The organism is Bacillus sp. T3, assembly GCF_033449965.1.
Taxonomy (GTDB): domain Bacteria; phylum Bacillota; class Bacilli; order Bacillales; family Cytobacillaceae; genus Bacillus_BU.
On the sequence record NZ_CP137761.1, the window covers coordinates 3,687,513 to 3,706,224 of the forward strand.

Consider the following 18,712-nt stretch of genomic DNA (forward strand, 5'->3'; position numbering starts at 1 on the left):
AAATGCAAAAAGAGTCTGACAGTTAGCTTGTCAGACTCTTTTTCTATGTAATTGGTTACATTCCTTTTTTCTCAAATCGATTGATATCTACATCTGCCCCAATTACCACAAGCACGTCACCATTCTGAATCATCTCATTAGCCTGTGGAGAAACAATGATGTTTTTACCCCGCTTGATGGCAACGATAGTAATGCCGTATTTTGCGCGTATATCTAAATCAATAATCGAGTGTCCATTTATTTTATGATTCGCAATAATCTCGACAATACTATGCTCCTCAGATAGCTCCAAATAGTCAAGCACATTATTGCTTGAGATGTGATGAGCAATACGTCTCCCCATATCTCTTTCAGGATGCACGACATGATTTGCACCAATTTTTCTAAGTACTTTTTCATGATAATCATCTTGGGCTTTTACGGTAATATCTGTTACTCCTAATTCTATTAACATGAGCGTTGTTAAGATACTTGCTTTTATATCATCGCCAATTGCAACAATAACATGGTCAAAGTTTCTAATACCTAACCCTTTTAAAACTTGTTCATCAGTACAGTCGCCTACTACTGCGTGTGAGGCAATCGTTGAAAATTCATTAACGAGGTCCTCATCAGTATCGATCGCTAATACTTCATTTCCCTGTTCTGCTAGGGCTCGGCAAATACTACCACCAAAACGTCCTAATCCAATAACAGCAAACTCTTTCTTCACGTCAATGTCCTCCAATCAACAGAGCGCTCTAAATCAACATTGTTCATTAACGCAGCCTCTTATAATGGTTTCATTTTAGCATACTAGTTTATTGATTCCCATGATTCTACATCAATGTCAATCGAAATGATTTACCTAACAAGCGTTTTAAAAAATAGAGGGAGACAAAATAAAAAGAGGTTGACCCAAATAGAAGTCAGCCTCTTTGTTTACGATTGAATATTAATTATAGTGTGGCTTGTCCAGGGCGCCAGTTTGCAGGGCAAAGACCACCTGTTTGTAACGCTTGAAGAACACGTAATGTTTCATCAACATCACGACCAATATTGTTGTGGTGAACAACTGCATATTGTAATTCACCTTCAGGGCTAATGATGAATAAGCCACGTAGTGCAATACCTTCTTCTTCAATCAGTACGCCATAATCCCGAGCAACAACATGATTTGTGTCAGCAGCAAGAGAATATCTTAACTGTCCAAGACCGTTTTCTTTACGATCTGTGTTGATCCACGCTAAATGAGTATGAATCGTATCAGTTGACACCCCGATTACTTCTGCATCAAGATCTTCGAATTCTTCATAACGATCAGAAACCGCAACGATTTCTGTTGGACAAACGAAAGTGAAGTCCATTGGATAGAAGAAAAGTACTGTCCATTTATCGTTTTTCATGTTTTCTTCTAAGCTTACTTTGCCGAATTCCTTGTTTGGTAATACTGCATCCATTACAAAGCGTGGTGCTTGTTTTCCTACTAAACGTTCAGCCATTAAAAATCCCTCCAATTTTTATGTAACAATGTATACACCCTAATGGGTTTCCTATTAACTAGCTTTAGTATAGGCTTTTTATAATTTAAAGTCAATATTAAATTATAATTAATTTAAATAAGAACTAATTATAATTAAATCTCGCACCCGTATCCAATTACATTGTTCTATAATTTTTAAACTGTCGAAACTTTAAATAATTTGTTGATTTAAAATATTTACACTTGTATATTTTACCATGTTAAAGAATCAATTCCAAATGATAAGCCCTGTATTATCAACGATTTCCCTTATAATTAATATAGGTCACGATCCCATTAATTGCCGCTTCTATTGCCGCCTCATTAGGGTGAAGCTTGGAGTGATGTAATCCGAAATCGGATTCAACACCTAACCAAAACATAAAACCTGGAATTTCCTTAAGCATATATCCAAAATCTTCTCCAGTCATAGCTTCCTTACACTGTACAACATTTAAATCCGAGTGCTCGGTCATAAAACCTATAAATTCCTCCGTTAATTCATGGTGGTTATATACTTGATGGTACATCGCTCCAAAATCAATATCCACCTGGCATTGGTACCCCAATTCAATCCCTTTTACTATTGCTTGAACCCTTTGCTTGACTTTTATCATCGATTCCTCTGAAAGAGTTCGAATCGTTCCTTCTAGACGTGCTTTTTCTGCAATAATGTTTTGGACGGTGCCTCCAGCTATTTTCCCAATTGTAATAACTGCGCTATCAAGTGGGTCAACATTTCTTGCTACTACCGTTTGAAGCTGAGTCACTAATGAGCAGGCTGCAACAACCATATCATTTGTATGATGTGGATAGGCGGCATGTCCACCTTTACCAGTTAAATCAATGAAGAGTTCTGAAGTGTTGGCAAATAGTAAACCAGGTTTTATAGCAATCGTTCCGACAGGATATTCTGGTGCGATATGCAGAGCGAATATCATATCGGGCTTCCAATCATTAAGAATTCCTGGAGTTCATCAATGGTTCAGCACCACCTGGGCCCTCTTCAGCCGGTTGAAAAATAAATACTAAATGGTCCTTTATTGGATTTTGAATGAAATAAGTCAGCACACCTAAGGCTATGCTCATATGGAAGTCGTGTCCGCATGCATGCATGTTTCCTTGATGCTGGGATTGAAACGGAAGGTTTGTTTCTTCTGTAATTGGCAATCCATCAATATCAGTTCGATACGCTATCGTTTGTGATGGGGCAGTCCCTAATACTCTTACGACAACGCCTGTTTTCCATTGTTTCATTTCAATCCTGTCTTGCGGTAATCCCTCTAAGTAATCTAAAATATATTTTTGTGTCTTAAATTCCTGGAAGCCAAGCTCAGGTATTTTGTGAAGGTCTCTTCTGATTTCGACAAAGGGATGTGTTGACATGTTTTGGTCTCCTCTCTAAAACAAGCGTGGACCATAGGACCCACGCTTGTTAGCTCCTACAATTGACGAAGCTCCATCATAATTTCAGTTTTTGACTTTGTTTTATCATCAATTTTTTTGATGAGACGGGCTGGCGTACCGCCTACAACCGTGAACGGCTCCACATCCGCTGTAACGACTGCTCCAGCAGCTACAACTGCGCCTTCGCCAATCCGTACTCCTTCTAAGACAACTGCGTTGGCACCAATAAGGACATTATCCTCTAAAATAACCTGGTTGTGCAGAAGGCGGCTCAATTACACCTGCTAATACTGCACCAGCACCGACGTGACAATTCTTTCCTACAGTAGCTCGACCACCTAGTACTGCGTTCATATCAATCATCGTGCCTTCACCAATAACGGCACCAATATTAATCACAGCACCCATCATAATAACGGCATTATCACCGATTTCAACATGGTCACGAATAATTGCCCCTGGCTCAATACGTGCTTTAATATCCTTTAAATTTAAAACTGGAATTGCAGAGTTTCTACGGTCATTTTCAACCACGTAGTCTTCAATTTTTCCTTGATTGGATTCAAGAGCAGTGCTAATCTCGCTCCATTCACCAAAAACGATACCAGAAATTCCAGTAATAAATGTTTTTGCATTTGCACCAAAATCTATGCCTTCTAAATCCCCTTTAACATACACTTTCACAGGGGTAGCTTTTTTACTATTTTGAATAAATGAGATAATTTCTTTTGCATCCATCATTTTCATGGAATGTTCCTCCTTTATGTACATATAAAACAAATTTAGCAGACAACTGTTTCGAAAACAAGAAAAACACAACAACTACGTTTCAGAGATATGCTCTTTAATAAGCTCGACAAATGCTTGTACTTGTTTTAACTGAAACGCTGATTCATACCCTACAAGCCAGGTGTCCCGTTTCATTGGCTCTCCATTTTCAGCAATTAACGGAATTTTATAGATATCTTTTTCCGTCCCATTTAAAGTGATACCAGGTAAGATTGCATATCCAATCCCATTTAATGTCATTTGTTTACAGGTTTCAATTTGATCAACAACAATCGTGCGCTTCGGTAAGGTTTGAAATTGATTGTGCAACCAATTATGAATTTCTTGATAGTAGTTTGAATCACTTTTAAACTGAATGAACGGCCGATCCGTTTCTAAGATTTGCTCAAGCCGGTTGATTTCAGTATCAACAAGATAAAGATTATCTTCAAATAAAGGGATTTTTATTCCTTTCCAATCAGGGGTGCCACGGATAATCCCAATATGAGCTTGATCTTCATACATCGTTTTTAGGATTTCACTACTCCAGCCAGTTATTAAAGATATTTTTGCTTGAGGATACCTTTTTACAAATTTTTTCAATACAATTGGAAGCCAGTTCTGACCAACGATCGAAGCGACGGCAATTTTAAGTGTACCGTGTACTTGTGAATTCATCGTATGAATGGATTCTCTAACTTTTTCTTCTTTTTCTAAAACTTCATTCACAAATTTAATTACGTTCTCACCCGCTGGGGTTAGTGTGAGACCTTTTTGTGAGCGAATAAATAATTTCGTTTCCCATTCCTTTTCTATCGTTTGCAGGCGCTGAGATAGAGCAGGTTGGGATACAAATAAGCGCTCTGCAGCCCTGCGCATGTTCATTTCTTGAGCCAATACGGATAGAAAATGGAATTCTGATAATGAAGACAAACTATTTAACTCCTTTTAAACTTTGTATTATGTTTCTAACGATTCTTTGGCAGGAAAAACACGAAAATTAAACTGATTAGCGCTAAGCAAAACACGACAAAATAAACACTGTGTAGTGAGTGCGTTAATCCGTCCTGTAAAATATGTTTTACAGTCTGAGATAATTTATTTCGTTCACTTTCATTCAGAAGAATATTGATTGAATCAACCGTAAATCCTTTTGTTTCCTGCCTGTTATGAATATAGCTGTACAATTGGCTATTTAATATTCCGCCTAGCAATGCTGCTCCTACGGTGTTACCAAGATTTCTCATAAACATATTCGAGGCCGTTGCAATACCACGCTGCTCCCAACTAACACTGCTTTGGATCGATACAATAAAAGCTGTACTTGTTAAACCCATTCCAACACCAATAAAAAAGGAACCTACTGCTGCCCAAATGGGGCCAAACTCTGGTGATAGTATCATGAATATGATACTACCAAAAATTAAGGAAAACCCGCCAATTATCGAGGTTGTTCTAAAGCCGTATTTAATCATCATTTTGCCAGATGCTGTCGAGGCAATAGGCCAGCCAATCGACATTGTCGTTAGGGTAAATCCAGCAATTATTGGAGGTTGTTCCATTACGCCTTGAACAAATGTCGGTAGGAAGCTAGATATTCCAATTAACATGATTCCTGTGATTAACGAGGCAATATTTGCGATAAAAATCGACCGTTCCTTCCAAATACCAAATGGCATAACTGGTTCTATCGCTCTTTTTTCTTGCCAAATAAAGAAAAATAGAGCGATAACACTTATCGTAAGGAAAGCAAACACCTCTGTCGACAGCCAGCTCCACCTTGTTCCACCTTGAACTAGCACAATCATAATAGCACAAACGGCAATCGTTAAGAGTCCTGCTCCTAAATAGTCAATTTTCCTTTTTTTCTTTTCAATTTTTTCATGAAGGAACATCCAGAGCGCAACCATTGACAATAGACCTAAAGGAATATTAATCCAAAAGACAAAACGCCAGCTTACAAACTGAACAAGCAAGCCGCCTAATGCTGGCCCTATTACAGCAGAAATCCCCCAGACACTAGCGAGATATCCCTGGATTTTCGCTCTCTCTTCCTTTGTATAAATGTCACCAACAATCGTGGTAGCAATCGGTGTAACCGCTCCTGCCCCAAATCCCTGGATCAGACGAAAGACAATGAGGCTTTCCATTGAATGGGCAAAGCCACACAAAATCGAACCAAGTAAAAAAACGAAGATTCCGAATAATAAAATAGGTTTGCGCCCGAATAAATCGGATAACTTCCCATAAATCAAAACAGTTACAGAGTTCATTAACAAATATGCTGAAAATACCCAGCTGTACAATGAAAATCCGCCAAGGTCGGCAACAATATTGGGCATAGCCGTCGATACAATCGTCGCTTCAATTGCCCCCATAAACATCGCAAGCATGACAGCAGCCAAGACATACGGGCGCTTTGTTTCTTTCTTCCGTTGATTCGGAACTAACTTTTCATATACTCCTTCCATTGCACCACTCCTCTCGCCACTCATATCTAGAAAAAATAAGCTCCATGCTTGGAGCGATTAGTTTTGCGCATTATTATTTAGTAAATAATGGTTTAACTGATTTAAAACAGCTCTTCTCGTTAATATTCCTTCAAAAACGCCTTGACGATCCTCTACACATAAAAATGGATGATCTACTAACAGAGATAAACATGACTGAAGGCCAGATTCAATTTGTAACCTGGGGATTTCCACTAACATAACTTCTTCAACACGAATTTCTTCTAGCTTTTCAAATTCAATCCGCTCTAATCCTAATATTGATTCCATTATGATAGGAGTACTGATTAACCCGTGGAGCTTATAAGTAGGATCCAAAACCGGTATAGCGGTATATCCGCTTTTGGTTAATACTAACAATGCATGCTCCAAGCTGTTTCCGACTTGAACATGCGCCACTCTCTCGGAAGGGATTAAATAATCTACCAGTTTAAAACTTGAAAATCCATCACCTAGATGTTTGAGCATCTCCGAAATCTCCTCATTTGTTTTAATTCTTTCTCAATCTTTCTCATTTTACCATAGATTTTCCTTTATTTCCTTTTAGAGAAACCCAATCCCATTAATTGACCAAAAGAAAAAGGAACCCTTATGGTCCCTTTTTCTTTTTACTGTATTAGGTCAAAAATTTCAATTGCGATCATATCAATGTTATCGAATTGGTAACGCTTAGGCTTTTCCTTATCATTGTATATTTCAAGCTCAAAAGTTGCAGATTTTGGGTTGTATGTAACCTGACATTTCCTTTCACCATTAACCTCAAAAAAGCGTTGTGCTGGCTCACCTCCATTAGCTTGTTCATGAAGGTTTTTCAACCGTGTTAATATACCTTGAAGCTGTGACATGCTCCCTCTCCTTTCAACGAAAACAAACATTTACTATAGCTTTCTCATCTGACATGATTCTATCCAACTGGATTAATTTCAGAAAATTCACAAACATTTTCTTTACATGCCAATATTAACAGAATAAAATAATGAGAGGCATAGTACAAGTAAAAGGTTAAAAAGGATGTGATTTTTTGTCAAAACCAGTAAAATTATCTGAAAAACTTTTCTTAATTGATGATTTTGACTTAAATTTGGAAGAACGAACAGGTACATACGTTCTTGCTGAAGAGGAATTAGCCATAATTGAAACATCCGCAAGTCCATCCATTCCATACTTACTTAAAGGATTAAAGCAATTGAATATTAATCCTGAAGCGATAAAGTATATCATTGTGACACATATCCATTTAGACCATGCTGGTGGTGCTGGATTAATGCTTCAGCATTGTCCGAATGCCAAGGTAGTTGTTCATCCAAAAGGAGCACGTCACCTTGCAGATCCATCCAGATTAATTGCAGGTGCCCAGGCAGTTTATGGAGATAAATTCAATAAGCTTTTCGATCCGATTCTTCCAATACCTGAGGATCGTCTACTTGTCATGAATGATGAGGACGAGCTTAAAATTGGTCCTGATTGTACCCTTAAATTTTACGATTCTCCTGGACATGCCAATCACCATTTCAGCATTTACTATCCTCCTACAAACGCGATGTTTACAGGTGATACTTCAGGTGTATATTATCCACAGCTAAAACGGGATGGTGTTGAATTATATCTGCCATCAACCTCTCCCAATCAGTTTGATCCTGACAAAATGCGTCAATCTTTAGCAAAATTTGAAGAAATGAATTTGAATCATATCTACTTTGGCCATTTTGGTGGCACTAATAAACCAAACGAGGTTTACAGTCTGGTAAGAATGTGGTTAAATATTTTCGTTGACGCAGCTAAGGTGGCTTTTCAACAGTATACTGTGCTTGAAGAACAAGTGAAGTGTGCAGAACAAAATATCCTACAGCAATTGAACGATTTCTTACAAACAAAAGGAATTACCCAGGATCATCCAGCGTATGAAATTATCAGGCTTGATATTAACGTTTGTTCCCAAGGGTTAATTGATTATCTAGGTCGTAAGGAGAAAGTAAGCAAATAAACATTTAGTTTTGGAGGAAGTAGCTTGAGCGAAATCATTTTGTATTCCCAGCCGGAATGTCCACCATGTGAAATCACTAAAAAATTCCTTAAGGAATACGGATTTTCTTTTACAGAAAAAAACATTAAAGAGGATAAAAGGGCAAGAAATGACTTAATTAATAAGTATCAATCCTATTCAACACCGACCATCGTCATCGGTGATGAGGTAGTTCGTGGCTTTGATATAAAAGAGCTAATGAGAATCTTGCAAATAGATGATAAATAACGATTACTGACTCTCCAATAAGGTGAGTCAGTTTTTTTGTATTAACCGCTACATTATTTCCAGAAATATACCAATCCAAAATTACATAAGTAACTAAAATAAAGAAAAAATAGTATACGTAAGTCAGAACACTAAAAAAACAGGAGTGAACAAAATGACAGTTGGAACACAGGTAAAACAAACAATAGCAGGCTTAAAAAGTGCGCAGGCGAGTTTTGAAACATTTGCACTAGGAACGGAAAATAAAAGTGCAAAGAAATTATATCAAGAAGCAGCTACGCAAACACAATCGATTATTGATAGCATTGAGCCTCGACTCAAACAAATTGAGCAGGAAGAGCCCCAATACAAACAATGATCTAAGGAATTGGTTGGCTACTTGCCAACCCTTCCGATTTATAAACATCATTTGAGGTGAACATCATGCCAGAGTGGATTCATATCGTACTTCGTTCCTTCTTATTTATTTTTATTTTGATTTTTATCACTAGAATGCTTGGAAAAAAACAAATTTCAGAAATAACCTTTTTTGAATATATATCAGGTATTACAATCGGGAGTATTGCTGGAGAAGTGATAATGGGATTAGACCGGAATATAATGCATGGAGTGGTAGCAATCGTAGTATTTGGTGGAATCACCTTTTTAGTTGATTTCATAACCTTAAAGAGTAAAAACTTTAGGGATATTGTTGAAGGAAAGGGAAGCGTCCTTATTCAAAACGGAAAAATTTTGGAGGATAATTTAAAAAAGGAGAAATATACATTAGATGACCTTAGTTCCTTATTGCGGGGCCGAAATGTTTTTAATTTATCCGAAGTAGAGTTTGCAGTACTAGAACCAACAGGTGATTTAAGTGTGTTGCTTAAAAAGGATTATAGACCAGTAACTCCGAATGATTTAAAGTTACAGGTTGCAAATGAAAAAGAATCGCAAACCGTCATAATGGATGGAAAAATACTCGATAACCCTTTATCGGCAACCGGGAAAAATCGTGGCTGGCTCCTCGTTGAATTGGAAAAACAAGGCGTAACATTAGAAAATGTTTTTTTCGCACAAATTAATTCTTATGGAGAATTAACGATTGACCTTTACGACGACCAAATTCAAGTGCTTCAGCCTATGCAACGTCAATTGCTAATGGCCAGTATAAAAAAATGTCAAGCTGACATCGAATCATTTGCTCTCCAGACTGAATGTAAAACCGCCACACAAATGTATCTAAAAAATTCCGAAAAACTCAAAGGAGTTATTCAAAATTTAACTCCCTATTTAAGATAAAAAAAGAACATACTTTACAAATTAGCTCATCCTCACAAAAAAAGAGATGAAATAGTCATCTCATCACGATAAGCCCTTTATATACGGGCTTTTTTGATGGTCATATTTTGACCAAAAATTCAGCCTGTTTATTGTTAATAAATTCCTTTAGATAAGAGAACAATTCAAGTGGTTTTTTCGAAATAGATCGATTTAACAGTAATAACGGGCCAAAATCCTCTATCTGTTTTCCGATAATAGAATCCTCTTGTATTTTATTACCCAATTGAATGATTTCATCCGGTATTTGTGGTAAATATTGAACCACTTTTAAATGACCATCCTTTTTTTCTAATAGCACACCTTCATAATGATTTTCATAAGTGACTGGTCCTTCCATGTTACCTGGAAAAAATTCATAAACATATATTTGATTTTGCCTTGTAACTATTTGTGTCTTGTCCGAAAATTCAAAAAAAGGAATGTAATATAAGGCGAAGTCTGTTCCAAGCGTAAAATACCTTCCATTCTCTTCGACCAAGTTTTCTTTTAGGAACAGCTCCATATATTCATTTGTAAAATAGGGCGCTAAAAGTTCCTTCACTTCATTCAAATTTCTGTCCTTCTCACTTAGTGAAACTTGGGCTTGAAAGGCATCCTGCAGGAATTCAAAAACCGCTTCACGTTTGTCAATATTTGACGATTCAGCATAGATATGTACCTGGAGTAAAAACAGGGAAACCGCAACTAATAATGCTTTCTGAAAATGTTTAATCATTTTCTCCCTCCTCAAAATTGCCCTTCATATCATTATTTTATCAATGTTATTCCTATATTTCGAAACAATCGTTCGTTAAATACCAGCACGATTTGACACAAATACCTAAATACACTTATTATTTGTGTTTATTTGACTAAAAAGAAACGATTACCTATAGATAATTATAGACTAACTGATAGCTTTTCACAAAAAAGACCCCACAAAATTTAGTGAGGTCGCTCTACCAATTTGTAGATCCGGCAAAAAAGACAATAATCAGGAGCACAAGTGCAAAAAAGATCAAATATGTGAGAAAGACTGGATTTTTTTTATATGCATGTTCTTGAACAGCATGAGGGATTTTTGTATCAAATTCACTTTTCAATGCTTTTTGGGATCTTGCTAATACCATTGTGTATATTAGGGAAACCGCCAGAATAGCCATCGCTACTCCCAATAAAATGTTTGATGATAAATGCATGCAAAACTCACTCCTTTAGGTTTAAAGTTCCGCTAAGCATGCTTTTTTATTCATCGTTATGCTTACAGTAGTCCTTCTTGCTGATATAAAAAGCTGTATGAAAGGTCAATAAATAAATAATCGTTTGCACTTATTGGGTATGAAAAGGTCCGGATTGTTTCACCAGTTTCAATATCACTGTAAAGATCGGATAAGATTCCTTTCTGCTCTTTCCTCATCTTAATAATGTTCTCCAAAAAATAAGGACGCCAGCTCCAGTTTTTATTTTCATATTCTCGTTGGATTTTCCATTTCTCCTGAGTGAAAAAGAAGTTAGGTGTTTTTTGAAAACCTTCTTCATCACATATATAAACTCGAAAGGCCATATGGCTCATGTGAGATACTAGTGACTTTAGCAATTCTTCATAATCCGTAATTTTCCGATACTTTGTTAAAAATTCCTGTAGACGTAGCTGAAAACTTTCAGTTAAAGAATAGAGTTTTTCCAGCTTTTTCTTTTCACTCACGATAAATGAATGACATTCACTTTTAAGGCGGTCCTTTAAAATATCTCTTTCAACAAAGTGGTCGCAGGGTTCAGACAAATAAAAACCTTGGTAATATCTACCACCATTCCGCCACGCAAATTGAAGCTGAAAAACCATTTCGATGTTTTCAAACAGTAAAGTAGCACCAATTTTTCGTGCCAAAAGAGAGATTGAGTACAGTACATCCTGAAAACCTGAACTATTCTGCATCGATCTAAGCGCTTGTAAATCCACTTTAATAATATCAGGAGCCAACTGTCCCATACGGTCTAAGTGACTATTCTCGTTTGCAACTTTATCGATTGCGACTTTTAATCCATAGGTTCGGTAATAATTCAACAAATGATCTAAGTGTTCAAAATCTCCTTTATAATTCCGTTCGGAAATTTCCAACACAATCCGATTTAGGGATATGCCCTTGTCTGCATATTGTAGCAGTAGCTGTAAAAACTGTTCCCCATGATCATTCATCAAAATATCTGCATCGCGATTAATAAATATCATTACATCAGGATCCAACTCTAGGGCAAGATCTAATGCCTTTGTTAATACTGTGTTATCCACTTCAAGACGATATTCATCTGGTATTTGATCATCCAGGAAGAAAGGACCTAATGATTCAATCCCTTCCTCCCCCTTATATCTTCCTAATATCTCATATCCAATTGCACGGTGCTCATCTGCACTGAATATCGGTTGAAAAAAGGGGATCACGTTATCTAAATCCGTTAGGATATCCAATGCATCCATAAAAAAAACCTCCAAGATAAACCTATTTAAATAATACTTCGTTGGCAACATAATACCATCATAAAAGCTGATTGAAAATCAAAATATAGTGACGAGCCGGTAGGAATTTAATAAGAAGGAAGGTAAAAAGCAAATGCTACTGATCCGTTTTGTCATCATCTTCTTACTGTTGCTCGAATGCAGTCAACCTTTTTCCGCTGAAGCAAAGGATTCTAACCTAAATAATGAGGATGAACAAAATAAATTCATCAATGAGATATTCCAAATTCAACTTATAAATGACCACAATCATTTACCAAAAGAGAATGACGTGAAGACAATTGCTCAAAAAGCAATGCTTAATGTCCCATTAATACGGCAAAATCCCGAACTCCGCTATGGGTGCGAAGTGACTAGCCTAACGATGATGCTTCAATTTGCGGGTGTGAATACAAATAAAATGGAGCTTTTTATGGCGATAAAAAAAGATACAGATCCAATCCAACGTGCACATAACGGTGATATTATCAGATGGGGAAACCCAGGGGATGGATTTGTTGGTGACATGACGGGAAAAAGGGCAGGATATGCTGTATTTGACAAACCTATGGTTGAGCTTGTCAATCGCTATCTGCCCGGTCGAGCTGTTAATTTTACAAGTCGAAGCTTTGAAGAGGTACTCCAGCATGTAGCAAAAGGCTACCCAGTCGTTGTTTGGACAACAGGGGATTTCCGCTTACCTGACCGACCTGAATCCTGGTTACACGGCAACGAAACGATAACAAGCCCACTAGATTTGCATGCGGTTGTGTTAGTCGGATTCGATGAACAGAACGTCTATTTAAATGATCCATTGTCAGGTCGAAAACAGTATCCTGTCAATAGACAACAGTTTATTGGCTCGTGGAAAGCACTACAATCAAGAGCGATTAGCTACCAATAAAAATTAGCCTCACATTGTGGGGCATTTTTCTTTTTGCTTCCTAAATAAACTAAACCTTTGACTCTTTTTTTCCCTTATGATTTTTGTTAGTATATAAAAGACTTTTTATAATGAACGGAGTATTCATATATGCCTCAGAAAGTTTCGAGAAGATCCTTTTTAAAGAAGCTTGCTCAGCTCGCTATTATTAGTATTAGTTCAGGCACTGGAATATACTACTATGCACATGAAATTGAAACAAGAATGCTAAAAATATCAGAGCAAACGATCGACCACCCACTCATTCCTTCTAGTTTTGATGGTTGTAAAATTATCCAATTTAGTGATACACACCTTGGATTTCACTATAATCTTAAGCAGTTAGAAGCATTAATTACAAAGATCAATTCTTTTTCCCAGACATAATCCTTTTTACTGGTGATTTAATGGATGAACCAAATAAGTACACAGAAAAAGAACAAATTGCTCCGCTATTACAACAGTTAAAGGCTCCATTAGGAAAGTTCTGTATTTATGGCAATCACGATCATGGTGGTTACGGATCAGAATTGTATTATTCCATCATGAATCAATCTGGTTTTACTGTTCTACAAAATGCTGCAACGGCAATTAAACTGATTGATCAGAGTTCCATTTATTTAATCGGAATCGATGATGCGATGCTCGGAAAACCAAACTTTGAAGCAGCTTTGGCAAATTTACCTGGAAAATGTATTTAAGATATTACTTAGCCATGCTCCTGACCTGGCAGATCAAACAATTCAATATGGAGTCGAATGGCAATTGAGCGGTCACAGCCATGGTGGTCAAATAAAGATTCCTTTTGTTGGCGCACTTGTTACTCCTCCTTTTGCTGAAAAGTATACGGAAGGATTTTATCAAATAAATAAGCTTGGAAAATCCTTATCTCTTTATGTGAACAGAGGAATTGGGACAACCCGACTCCCATTTCGATTTTTATCAAAACCTGAAATCACCGTATTCCGATTAGTTGCCCAAGGCTAAGCCTAAAAAACTTTGTCCAGCTTTCCCTCCCCGAAAAAGACATGCTCATTCATTGATTGATACCATACAATAAAAAGGAAAGGCAGTTTGTTCAAGAGGAGGGAATAAAAAGTGTATTATGCCCACGCACCTAGAGCTATACAAAATTATCCTGATCAAAGATTTGTTGGCTTTGGCGTTTTACCATTTGTTACAGGAACCGTTTTAGGGTTAGCAGCTAGTCCATTTCTATTTGGTCGCCCTTACTATCCACCACCATATCCTTATCCGCCATACCCACCGTACCCGCCTTATGGTCCTTATCCATATCGACCTTATTAGAATAGACCCCATTCTGCATAGGTCAATACGGCTGATAAAATCGGAAAGTGAAATGATGTTATGATTCACACAGTTACTCATGGCGAAACATTAGCCATAATCGCTAAAAACTATCGAAAATCTCTTCAGGCATTGCTTGCTGCCAACCCGTCCATTCATCATCCATACAATCTTACAATTGGACAGAGAATAAACATACCTGGCATACCAGATCCAGCAACAATCCCGTTTCAGATTATCGTTTCTCTTCGCAAACGAACACTTACCTTATTTCAATCTGGAAGAATTAGAAAAACATATCCAATAGCCATTGGAAAAATGTTAACGCAAACCCCTCCTGGAAAATTTATTATCGTTAATCGTCAACCCAATCCTGGAGGTCCGTTTGGCGTATTGTGGCTTTCTCTTTCAAAATCAGGTTATGGCATTCATGGTACCAACAATCCAGCCTCAATTGGTAAGGCAGTTTCGCACGGATGTATTAGAATGTATAATCATGACGTATTAGAGCTAGCGAGTATAGTTCCAAATGGAACGACAGTCATCATTACAACGTGAGGGAGCAAACATTCGCTCCCTCATTTGTTCGTTTTTTTGCTATATTAACATCCGACTTTTCATTTATTATTAAAAATTCCCTTCTTAACTGAGCCCAAAAGGGGTATAATAAACTAAACTATTTGAAAGGAGTTCTTTACATTGAACCGGGACAGGAATAATCCTCAAAAACTGATTCCAACAGTTGATAACCTCTCACAAGCAATCTTCATTGTCAATCGACATGCAAAAACTGCCACAAACCCAAAATTTTTATACAAACTTAAGCATGAAGCCTTAAAAAAAATGCTTCGAGAAGGAAAAGCAAAAAAGGTTGGTCTTCATTTTTCAGCGAATCCTAAATATAGCCAACAACAATCCGATGTACTTGTTGTAAGTGGAAATTATTCTTTTCATATTCCCCCTTCAAAGGAAGACTTTGGCATACTTCCACATCTAGGAAAGTTAAGTGACCATGTCAAAAATCCAAAAACTAGACTTCCCCTAACTGTAGCTAAGGTTCTATTACAAACCTATACCTGGATTCGCGAGCGTGATAACGAAGGTAGTACAAGAACGGGTAAACCAAAACCGAGTCAACCTCAATTTAAGCGGCTTGGTGAAAGTTATTTTTAAGAACAATTATAATGGCTGTTTTTTAAACTCGAGAGGACAGGCCGTTTAATATCAAAAGAAATAGAGGCTGACTAAAGCGCATATTAGTCAGCCTCTGTTTTATACCTGTGATATTTCTTGTATTTTTATTAATAATTGCGATATATATCACAATTTTGTGAGTGTTTTGTGAACTTCCTTGTATTTACTAGACCTTTTATAAAAACAGGAATACAATACAGTCGAAAGCAACATAAAGGAACTTTTTGCCATTCAAACATTAGCTTTCTATTCTTGATTTGCATTATGGACATTATTTTATAGGGAGCGATTTTTCATGAAAGGAACTGCCATTCTCTTTCAGCCAAACCAAAAGGTAATTTTTATTGAAAATGTGGATCAACAGGTTTTTGAAACAATTAAACAACAATGTGGATGCCCTCATTGCAATTGTATGGTTGCAGACCAAATGGTTGATTTTGGCGAGGTTTCTCCAGTGCTTTGGCATGAAGAAGAAGTGGATTGGGCTTACGGCTATTAAAACAACCTAGCAGATATTGACGAGGCTGACTCAAATGACACCCCTATGAGTCAGCCTCTTTTTATTTATTTGGCTTTGTTAAATTTGTTTGTTGATTTCCGCTCCAATCAACAAAGTGCTTTAAAATTAACAACATTCTTTAACAAAGCTGTTGATTAATATTTTACCTGGATATTAATTTTTCTCTTTTTCCGTTCTCTCGTTCTTCCGATTTTAAACCAACCTTTTGCACGAAAAAAGGCAAACATAATAAGTGCAGTCACGCCCATAAAACCAAGAACGATAAAATAACCATAATGCCAATAAAGCTCAGGCATATTCTTAAAATTCATCCCATATACACCGGCAATAAAAGTTAATGGCATGAAAATAGTTGTGATTACAGTCAGCGTCATCATGATACTATTCATCGTGTTAGAATTAACGGATAGATAGCTATCACGAATATCCGAAGAAAATTCACGATAGGATTCAAGCATTTCAGCCAATTTTAATAAATGATCATATACATCATGCAAATACAGGCGATGATGTTCCTTCAAATGACTTAACCGCTCAGAATGAATAATTCGATATAATAAGTCACTCATCGGTATCACACTTCTACGAAGTTTTGATAAATCTGCTCGTATATCAAATAGTCTTTCAATTAGTTGTTGGATCGACTCATTCTCTGAATTTTCCTCAATCGAATTAATATGTTCCTCCATGGCATAGACTGGTGGAAAATAGTCATCGACAAGGTGATCGATTACAGCATGTAGGATGGTAAAAGGCCCCTGCCCAAAACTATCATCCTTACGAATTCGGTCCCACAAATTATTAACATTCCGAATTGGTTTTTGCTGATAGGTGACGATAAATTTTTCTCCAACGAAAACATCTACTTCTAGTGGTGTAAGTGTTTCATGATGGATAGCATGAAGAACCAAAAAAATATAGTTATCATAAAAATCAATCTTTGGTCGCTGGGTGAATTCGTCTAAGCTATCCTCAACGGCTAGTGGATGAAAGCGAAAGAAGCTAGACAAGAGACTGGATTCATCCGCTGTAGGATTAACAAAATCAGCCCAATACCATTTATAATTTTTTTGTTTCAGATCTTTAATGGTCAAATCATGTAGTAGCATATCATCATCTCTTAAAGCACAAATTCGAATCAATTTCATCCCCGGCTTTCAACTAAATAACTTTAAGTGTTTCTGCTTTAATATTATGACACCTAATTATCGTTTTGTATTAAAATAATATTTTGTATATTATTAATGAGAAACAACCTTGAATCTATATATAACATGATAGAATGACTTATAGCTTATTGGAAGGATGAAGAAAGTGGAGCATTTAATTAACCCAAAAGTAAAAGATATCGAAATATCAGGTATACGAAAATTTTTTAATATGGTGGCTGATACCCCAAATATGATATCATTGACAATCGGTCAACCTGGATTTTCCGACTCCAGATCATGTTAAGGAAGCTGCAAAAAAAGCAATTGATGAAAATGTGACATCCTATACCCATAATGCCGGTACAATTGCCCTAAGAAATGCTGCTTCTGAATTTTACAAAAAAAAGTACCATTTATCCTATTCTCCTGGAAACTGAAGTGATTATTACAACTGGGGCAAGTGAAGCAATCGATGTCGCTCTCAGAACAATCCTAGAAGAAGGAACTGAAGTGATTTTGCCTGGACCTGTATATCCCGGATATGAACCAATTGTTCACCTCTGTGGCGCCACTCCAGTGTATGCTGATATTCGTGAGAATCAATTTAGGTTTACTGCCAATATCATAAATAAATACATAACGGATCGAACTCGTTGCATTATTTTACCTTATCCTTCGAATCCAACAGGTGTAAGTTTAACAAAAGAAGAGTTAATGGAGATTGCTGAGCTTATTAAAGATCGCGATATCTTTATTCTTGCTGACGAGATCTATAGCGAGTTATCGTTCGAACAAGAGCATACGTCTATCGCTCGGTTTGCCAAAGAAAAAACCATTATAATCAATGGACTTTCCAAATCTCATTCCATGACCTGGTGGAGAATCGGGATGCTGTTTGCTCCTGAGAACATTGCTAAGCATATTCTCAAGGTCCACCAATACAATGTGACCTGTGCAAGCTCCATTTCGCAAATGGCCGCTTATGAAGCACTGACGATAGGAATAAATGATGCCAGTCCAATGAAGGACGAATACCTAAAGCGCAGAGAGTACGTTTATGAACGATTAATTGCAATGAAACTGGATGTGGTCAAACCGGATGGCGGCTTTTATTTCTTTGTTAAAAATCCAAATACACCGCTCGATTCATTTAATTTTGCACTATCGCTGGTTGAAAAAGCTGGGCTTGCAGTCGTACCTGGCAGTGCTTTTTCTGAATACGGTGAAGGCTATTTCCGGATTTCCTATGCTTACTCCCAAAAAACACTGGAAGATGCGTTAGATCGCTTAGAATCATATCTAAACCAATACTTATAAAAATAGGAGGGCCAGGGGCGATGACCACATTAAAATGTTTGAGTGATGTAGTCTAAGCTCCTGACCC

19 protein-coding genes and 4 pseudogenes are annotated in these 18,712 nt (G+C 37.0%); 11 read left to right on the forward strand and 12 right to left on the reverse strand.

Features of this window, described 5'->3' with window-relative positions:
- Nucleotides 1–55: 55 nt before the first annotated feature.
- The 8 genes and pseudogenes from RGF10_RS18825 to RGF10_RS18860 all read right to left on the reverse strand — a co-directional run bounded on the left by RGF10_RS18825 (nucleotide 56) and on the right by RGF10_RS18860 (nucleotide 7,031).
- Nucleotides 56–712 carry a potassium channel family protein gene (locus RGF10_RS18825; protein WP_318504962.1) on the reverse strand — a complete coding sequence of 219 codons (657 nt, stop codon included), beginning with the start codon at nucleotides 710–712 and terminating at the stop codon, nucleotides 56–58.
- Nucleotides 713–938: 226 nt separating this feature from the next.
- Entirely contained in the window at nucleotides 939–1,481 is a 543-nt protein-coding gene (locus tag RGF10_RS18830) for a peroxiredoxin (protein WP_318504963.1), read from the reverse strand.
- A gap of 277 nt (nucleotides 1,482–1,758) precedes the next feature.
- Nucleotides 1,759–2,887 (reverse strand): annotated as a pseudogene (locus RGF10_RS18835) (N-acetyldiaminopimelate deacetylase).
- Between the two features lie 56 nt (nucleotides 2,888–2,943).
- Nucleotides 2,944–3,655, reverse strand: a pseudogene (dapD, locus tag RGF10_RS18840) (2,3,4,5-tetrahydropyridine-2,6-dicarboxylate N-acetyltransferase).
- Nucleotides 3,656–3,730: 75 nt separating this feature from the next.
- The gene (locus RGF10_RS18845) at nucleotides 3,731–4,609 is read right to left on the reverse strand and encodes a transcriptional regulator CcpC (RefSeq protein WP_318504964.1); all 879 of its coding nucleotides are present in this window, start codon (nucleotides 4,607–4,609) and stop codon (nucleotides 3,731–3,733) included.
- 35 nt (nucleotides 4,610–4,644) lie between these two features.
- Complete coding sequence (locus RGF10_RS18850; protein ID WP_318504965.1) at nucleotides 4,645–6,147, reverse strand: MDR family MFS transporter; 1,503 nt, start codon at nucleotides 6,145–6,147, stop codon at nucleotides 4,645–4,647.
- Between the two features lie 57 nt (nucleotides 6,148–6,204).
- Complete coding sequence (gene cbpB, locus RGF10_RS18855) at nucleotides 6,205–6,654, reverse strand: cyclic-di-AMP-binding protein CbpB (protein WP_318504966.1); 450 nt, start codon at nucleotides 6,652–6,654, stop codon at nucleotides 6,205–6,207.
- Between the two features lie 140 nt (nucleotides 6,655–6,794).
- Nucleotides 6,795–7,031, reverse strand: a complete 237-nt coding sequence (locus RGF10_RS18860; RefSeq protein WP_318504967.1) for a YkuJ family protein — start codon at nucleotides 7,029–7,031, stop codon at nucleotides 6,795–6,797.
- Nucleotides 7,032–7,207: 176 nt separating this feature from the next.
- Here RGF10_RS18860 and RGF10_RS18865 point away from each other — a divergent pair, with 176 nt between their 5' ends.
- The 4 genes from RGF10_RS18865 to RGF10_RS18880 all read left to right on the forward strand — a co-directional run bounded on the left by RGF10_RS18865 (nucleotide 7,208) and on the right by RGF10_RS18880 (nucleotide 9,718).
- Nucleotides 7,208–8,170: an MBL fold metallo-hydrolase gene (locus tag RGF10_RS18865; protein WP_318504968.1), complete on the forward strand. Its 963-nt coding sequence runs from the start codon at nucleotides 7,208–7,210 to the stop codon at nucleotides 8,168–8,170.
- 24 nt (nucleotides 8,171–8,194) lie between these two features.
- On the forward strand, nucleotides 8,195–8,437 hold the full coding sequence (locus RGF10_RS18870; protein ID WP_318504969.1) for a glutaredoxin family protein: 243 nt from the start codon (nucleotides 8,195–8,197) through the stop codon (nucleotides 8,435–8,437).
- Between the two features lie 154 nt (nucleotides 8,438–8,591).
- Nucleotides 8,592–8,795, forward strand: a complete 204-nt coding sequence (locus RGF10_RS18875) for a DUF1657 domain-containing protein (RefSeq protein WP_318504970.1) — start codon at nucleotides 8,592–8,594, stop codon at nucleotides 8,793–8,795.
- A 65-nt stretch (nucleotides 8,796–8,860) separates the two neighbouring features.
- Nucleotides 8,861–9,718: a DUF421 domain-containing protein gene (locus RGF10_RS18880; protein WP_318504971.1), complete on the forward strand. Its 858-nt coding sequence runs from the start codon at nucleotides 8,861–8,863 to the stop codon at nucleotides 9,716–9,718.
- A 100-nt stretch (nucleotides 9,719–9,818) separates the two neighbouring features.
- Here the strand turns inward: RGF10_RS18880 and RGF10_RS18885 are convergent, their stop codons facing one another.
- From RGF10_RS18885 to RGF10_RS18895, 3 genes are all read right to left on the reverse strand, one after another.
- The gene (locus tag RGF10_RS18885) at nucleotides 9,819–10,475 is read right to left on the reverse strand and encodes a DUF3993 domain-containing protein (protein ID WP_318504972.1); all 657 of its coding nucleotides are present in this window, start codon (nucleotides 10,473–10,475) and stop codon (nucleotides 9,819–9,821) included.
- Between the two features lie 223 nt (nucleotides 10,476–10,698).
- On the reverse strand, nucleotides 10,699–10,938 hold the full coding sequence (locus RGF10_RS18890) for a hypothetical protein (RefSeq protein WP_318504973.1): 240 nt from the start codon (nucleotides 10,936–10,938) through the stop codon (nucleotides 10,699–10,701).
- 62 nt (nucleotides 10,939–11,000) lie between these two features.
- Nucleotides 11,001–12,215: an EAL domain-containing protein gene (locus RGF10_RS18895; protein WP_318504974.1), complete on the reverse strand. Its 1,215-nt coding sequence runs from the start codon at nucleotides 12,213–12,215 to the stop codon at nucleotides 11,001–11,003.
- Nucleotides 12,216–12,348: 133 nt separating this feature from the next.
- Between RGF10_RS18895 and RGF10_RS18900 the strand changes: the two genes are divergently transcribed.
- From RGF10_RS18900 to RGF10_RS18925, 6 genes and pseudogenes are all read left to right on the forward strand, one after another.
- Nucleotides 12,349–13,137: a C39 family peptidase gene (locus RGF10_RS18900; protein WP_318504975.1), complete on the forward strand. Its 789-nt coding sequence runs from the start codon at nucleotides 12,349–12,351 to the stop codon at nucleotides 13,135–13,137.
- A 129-nt stretch (nucleotides 13,138–13,266) separates the two neighbouring features.
- A pseudogene (locus RGF10_RS18905) lies at nucleotides 13,267–14,142 on the forward strand (metallophosphoesterase).
- Nucleotides 14,143–14,253: 111 nt separating this feature from the next.
- On the forward strand, nucleotides 14,254–14,463 hold the full coding sequence (locus RGF10_RS18910; RefSeq protein ID WP_318504976.1) for a hypothetical protein: 210 nt from the start codon (nucleotides 14,254–14,256) through the stop codon (nucleotides 14,461–14,463).
- A 60-nt stretch (nucleotides 14,464–14,523) separates the two neighbouring features.
- A complete protein-coding gene (locus RGF10_RS18915; protein WP_318504977.1) occupies nucleotides 14,524–15,021 on the forward strand; it encodes a L,D-transpeptidase family protein in 498 nt (165 codons plus the stop codon).
- A gap of 141 nt (nucleotides 15,022–15,162) precedes the next feature.
- Nucleotides 15,163–15,636 carry a YkyB family protein gene (locus RGF10_RS18920; protein WP_318504978.1) on the forward strand — a complete coding sequence of 158 codons (474 nt, stop codon included), beginning with the start codon at nucleotides 15,163–15,165 and terminating at the stop codon, nucleotides 15,634–15,636.
- A 316-nt stretch (nucleotides 15,637–15,952) separates the two neighbouring features.
- The gene (locus RGF10_RS18925) at nucleotides 15,953–16,156 is read left to right on the forward strand and encodes a hypothetical protein (protein ID WP_318504979.1); all 204 of its coding nucleotides are present in this window, start codon (nucleotides 15,953–15,955) and stop codon (nucleotides 16,154–16,156) included.
- 155 nt (nucleotides 16,157–16,311) lie between these two features.
- Here the strand turns inward: RGF10_RS18925 and corA are convergent, their stop codons facing one another.
- Nucleotides 16,312–17,286: a magnesium/cobalt transporter CorA gene (gene corA, locus RGF10_RS18930; RefSeq protein ID WP_318504980.1), complete on the reverse strand. Its 975-nt coding sequence runs from the start codon at nucleotides 17,284–17,286 to the stop codon at nucleotides 16,312–16,314.
- A 205-nt stretch (nucleotides 17,287–17,491) separates the two neighbouring features.
- Here corA and RGF10_RS18935 point away from each other — a divergent pair.
- Nucleotides 17,492–18,645 (forward strand): annotated as a pseudogene (locus RGF10_RS18935) (aminotransferase A).
- The last annotated feature ends 67 nt before the right edge of the window (nucleotides 18,646–18,712 follow it).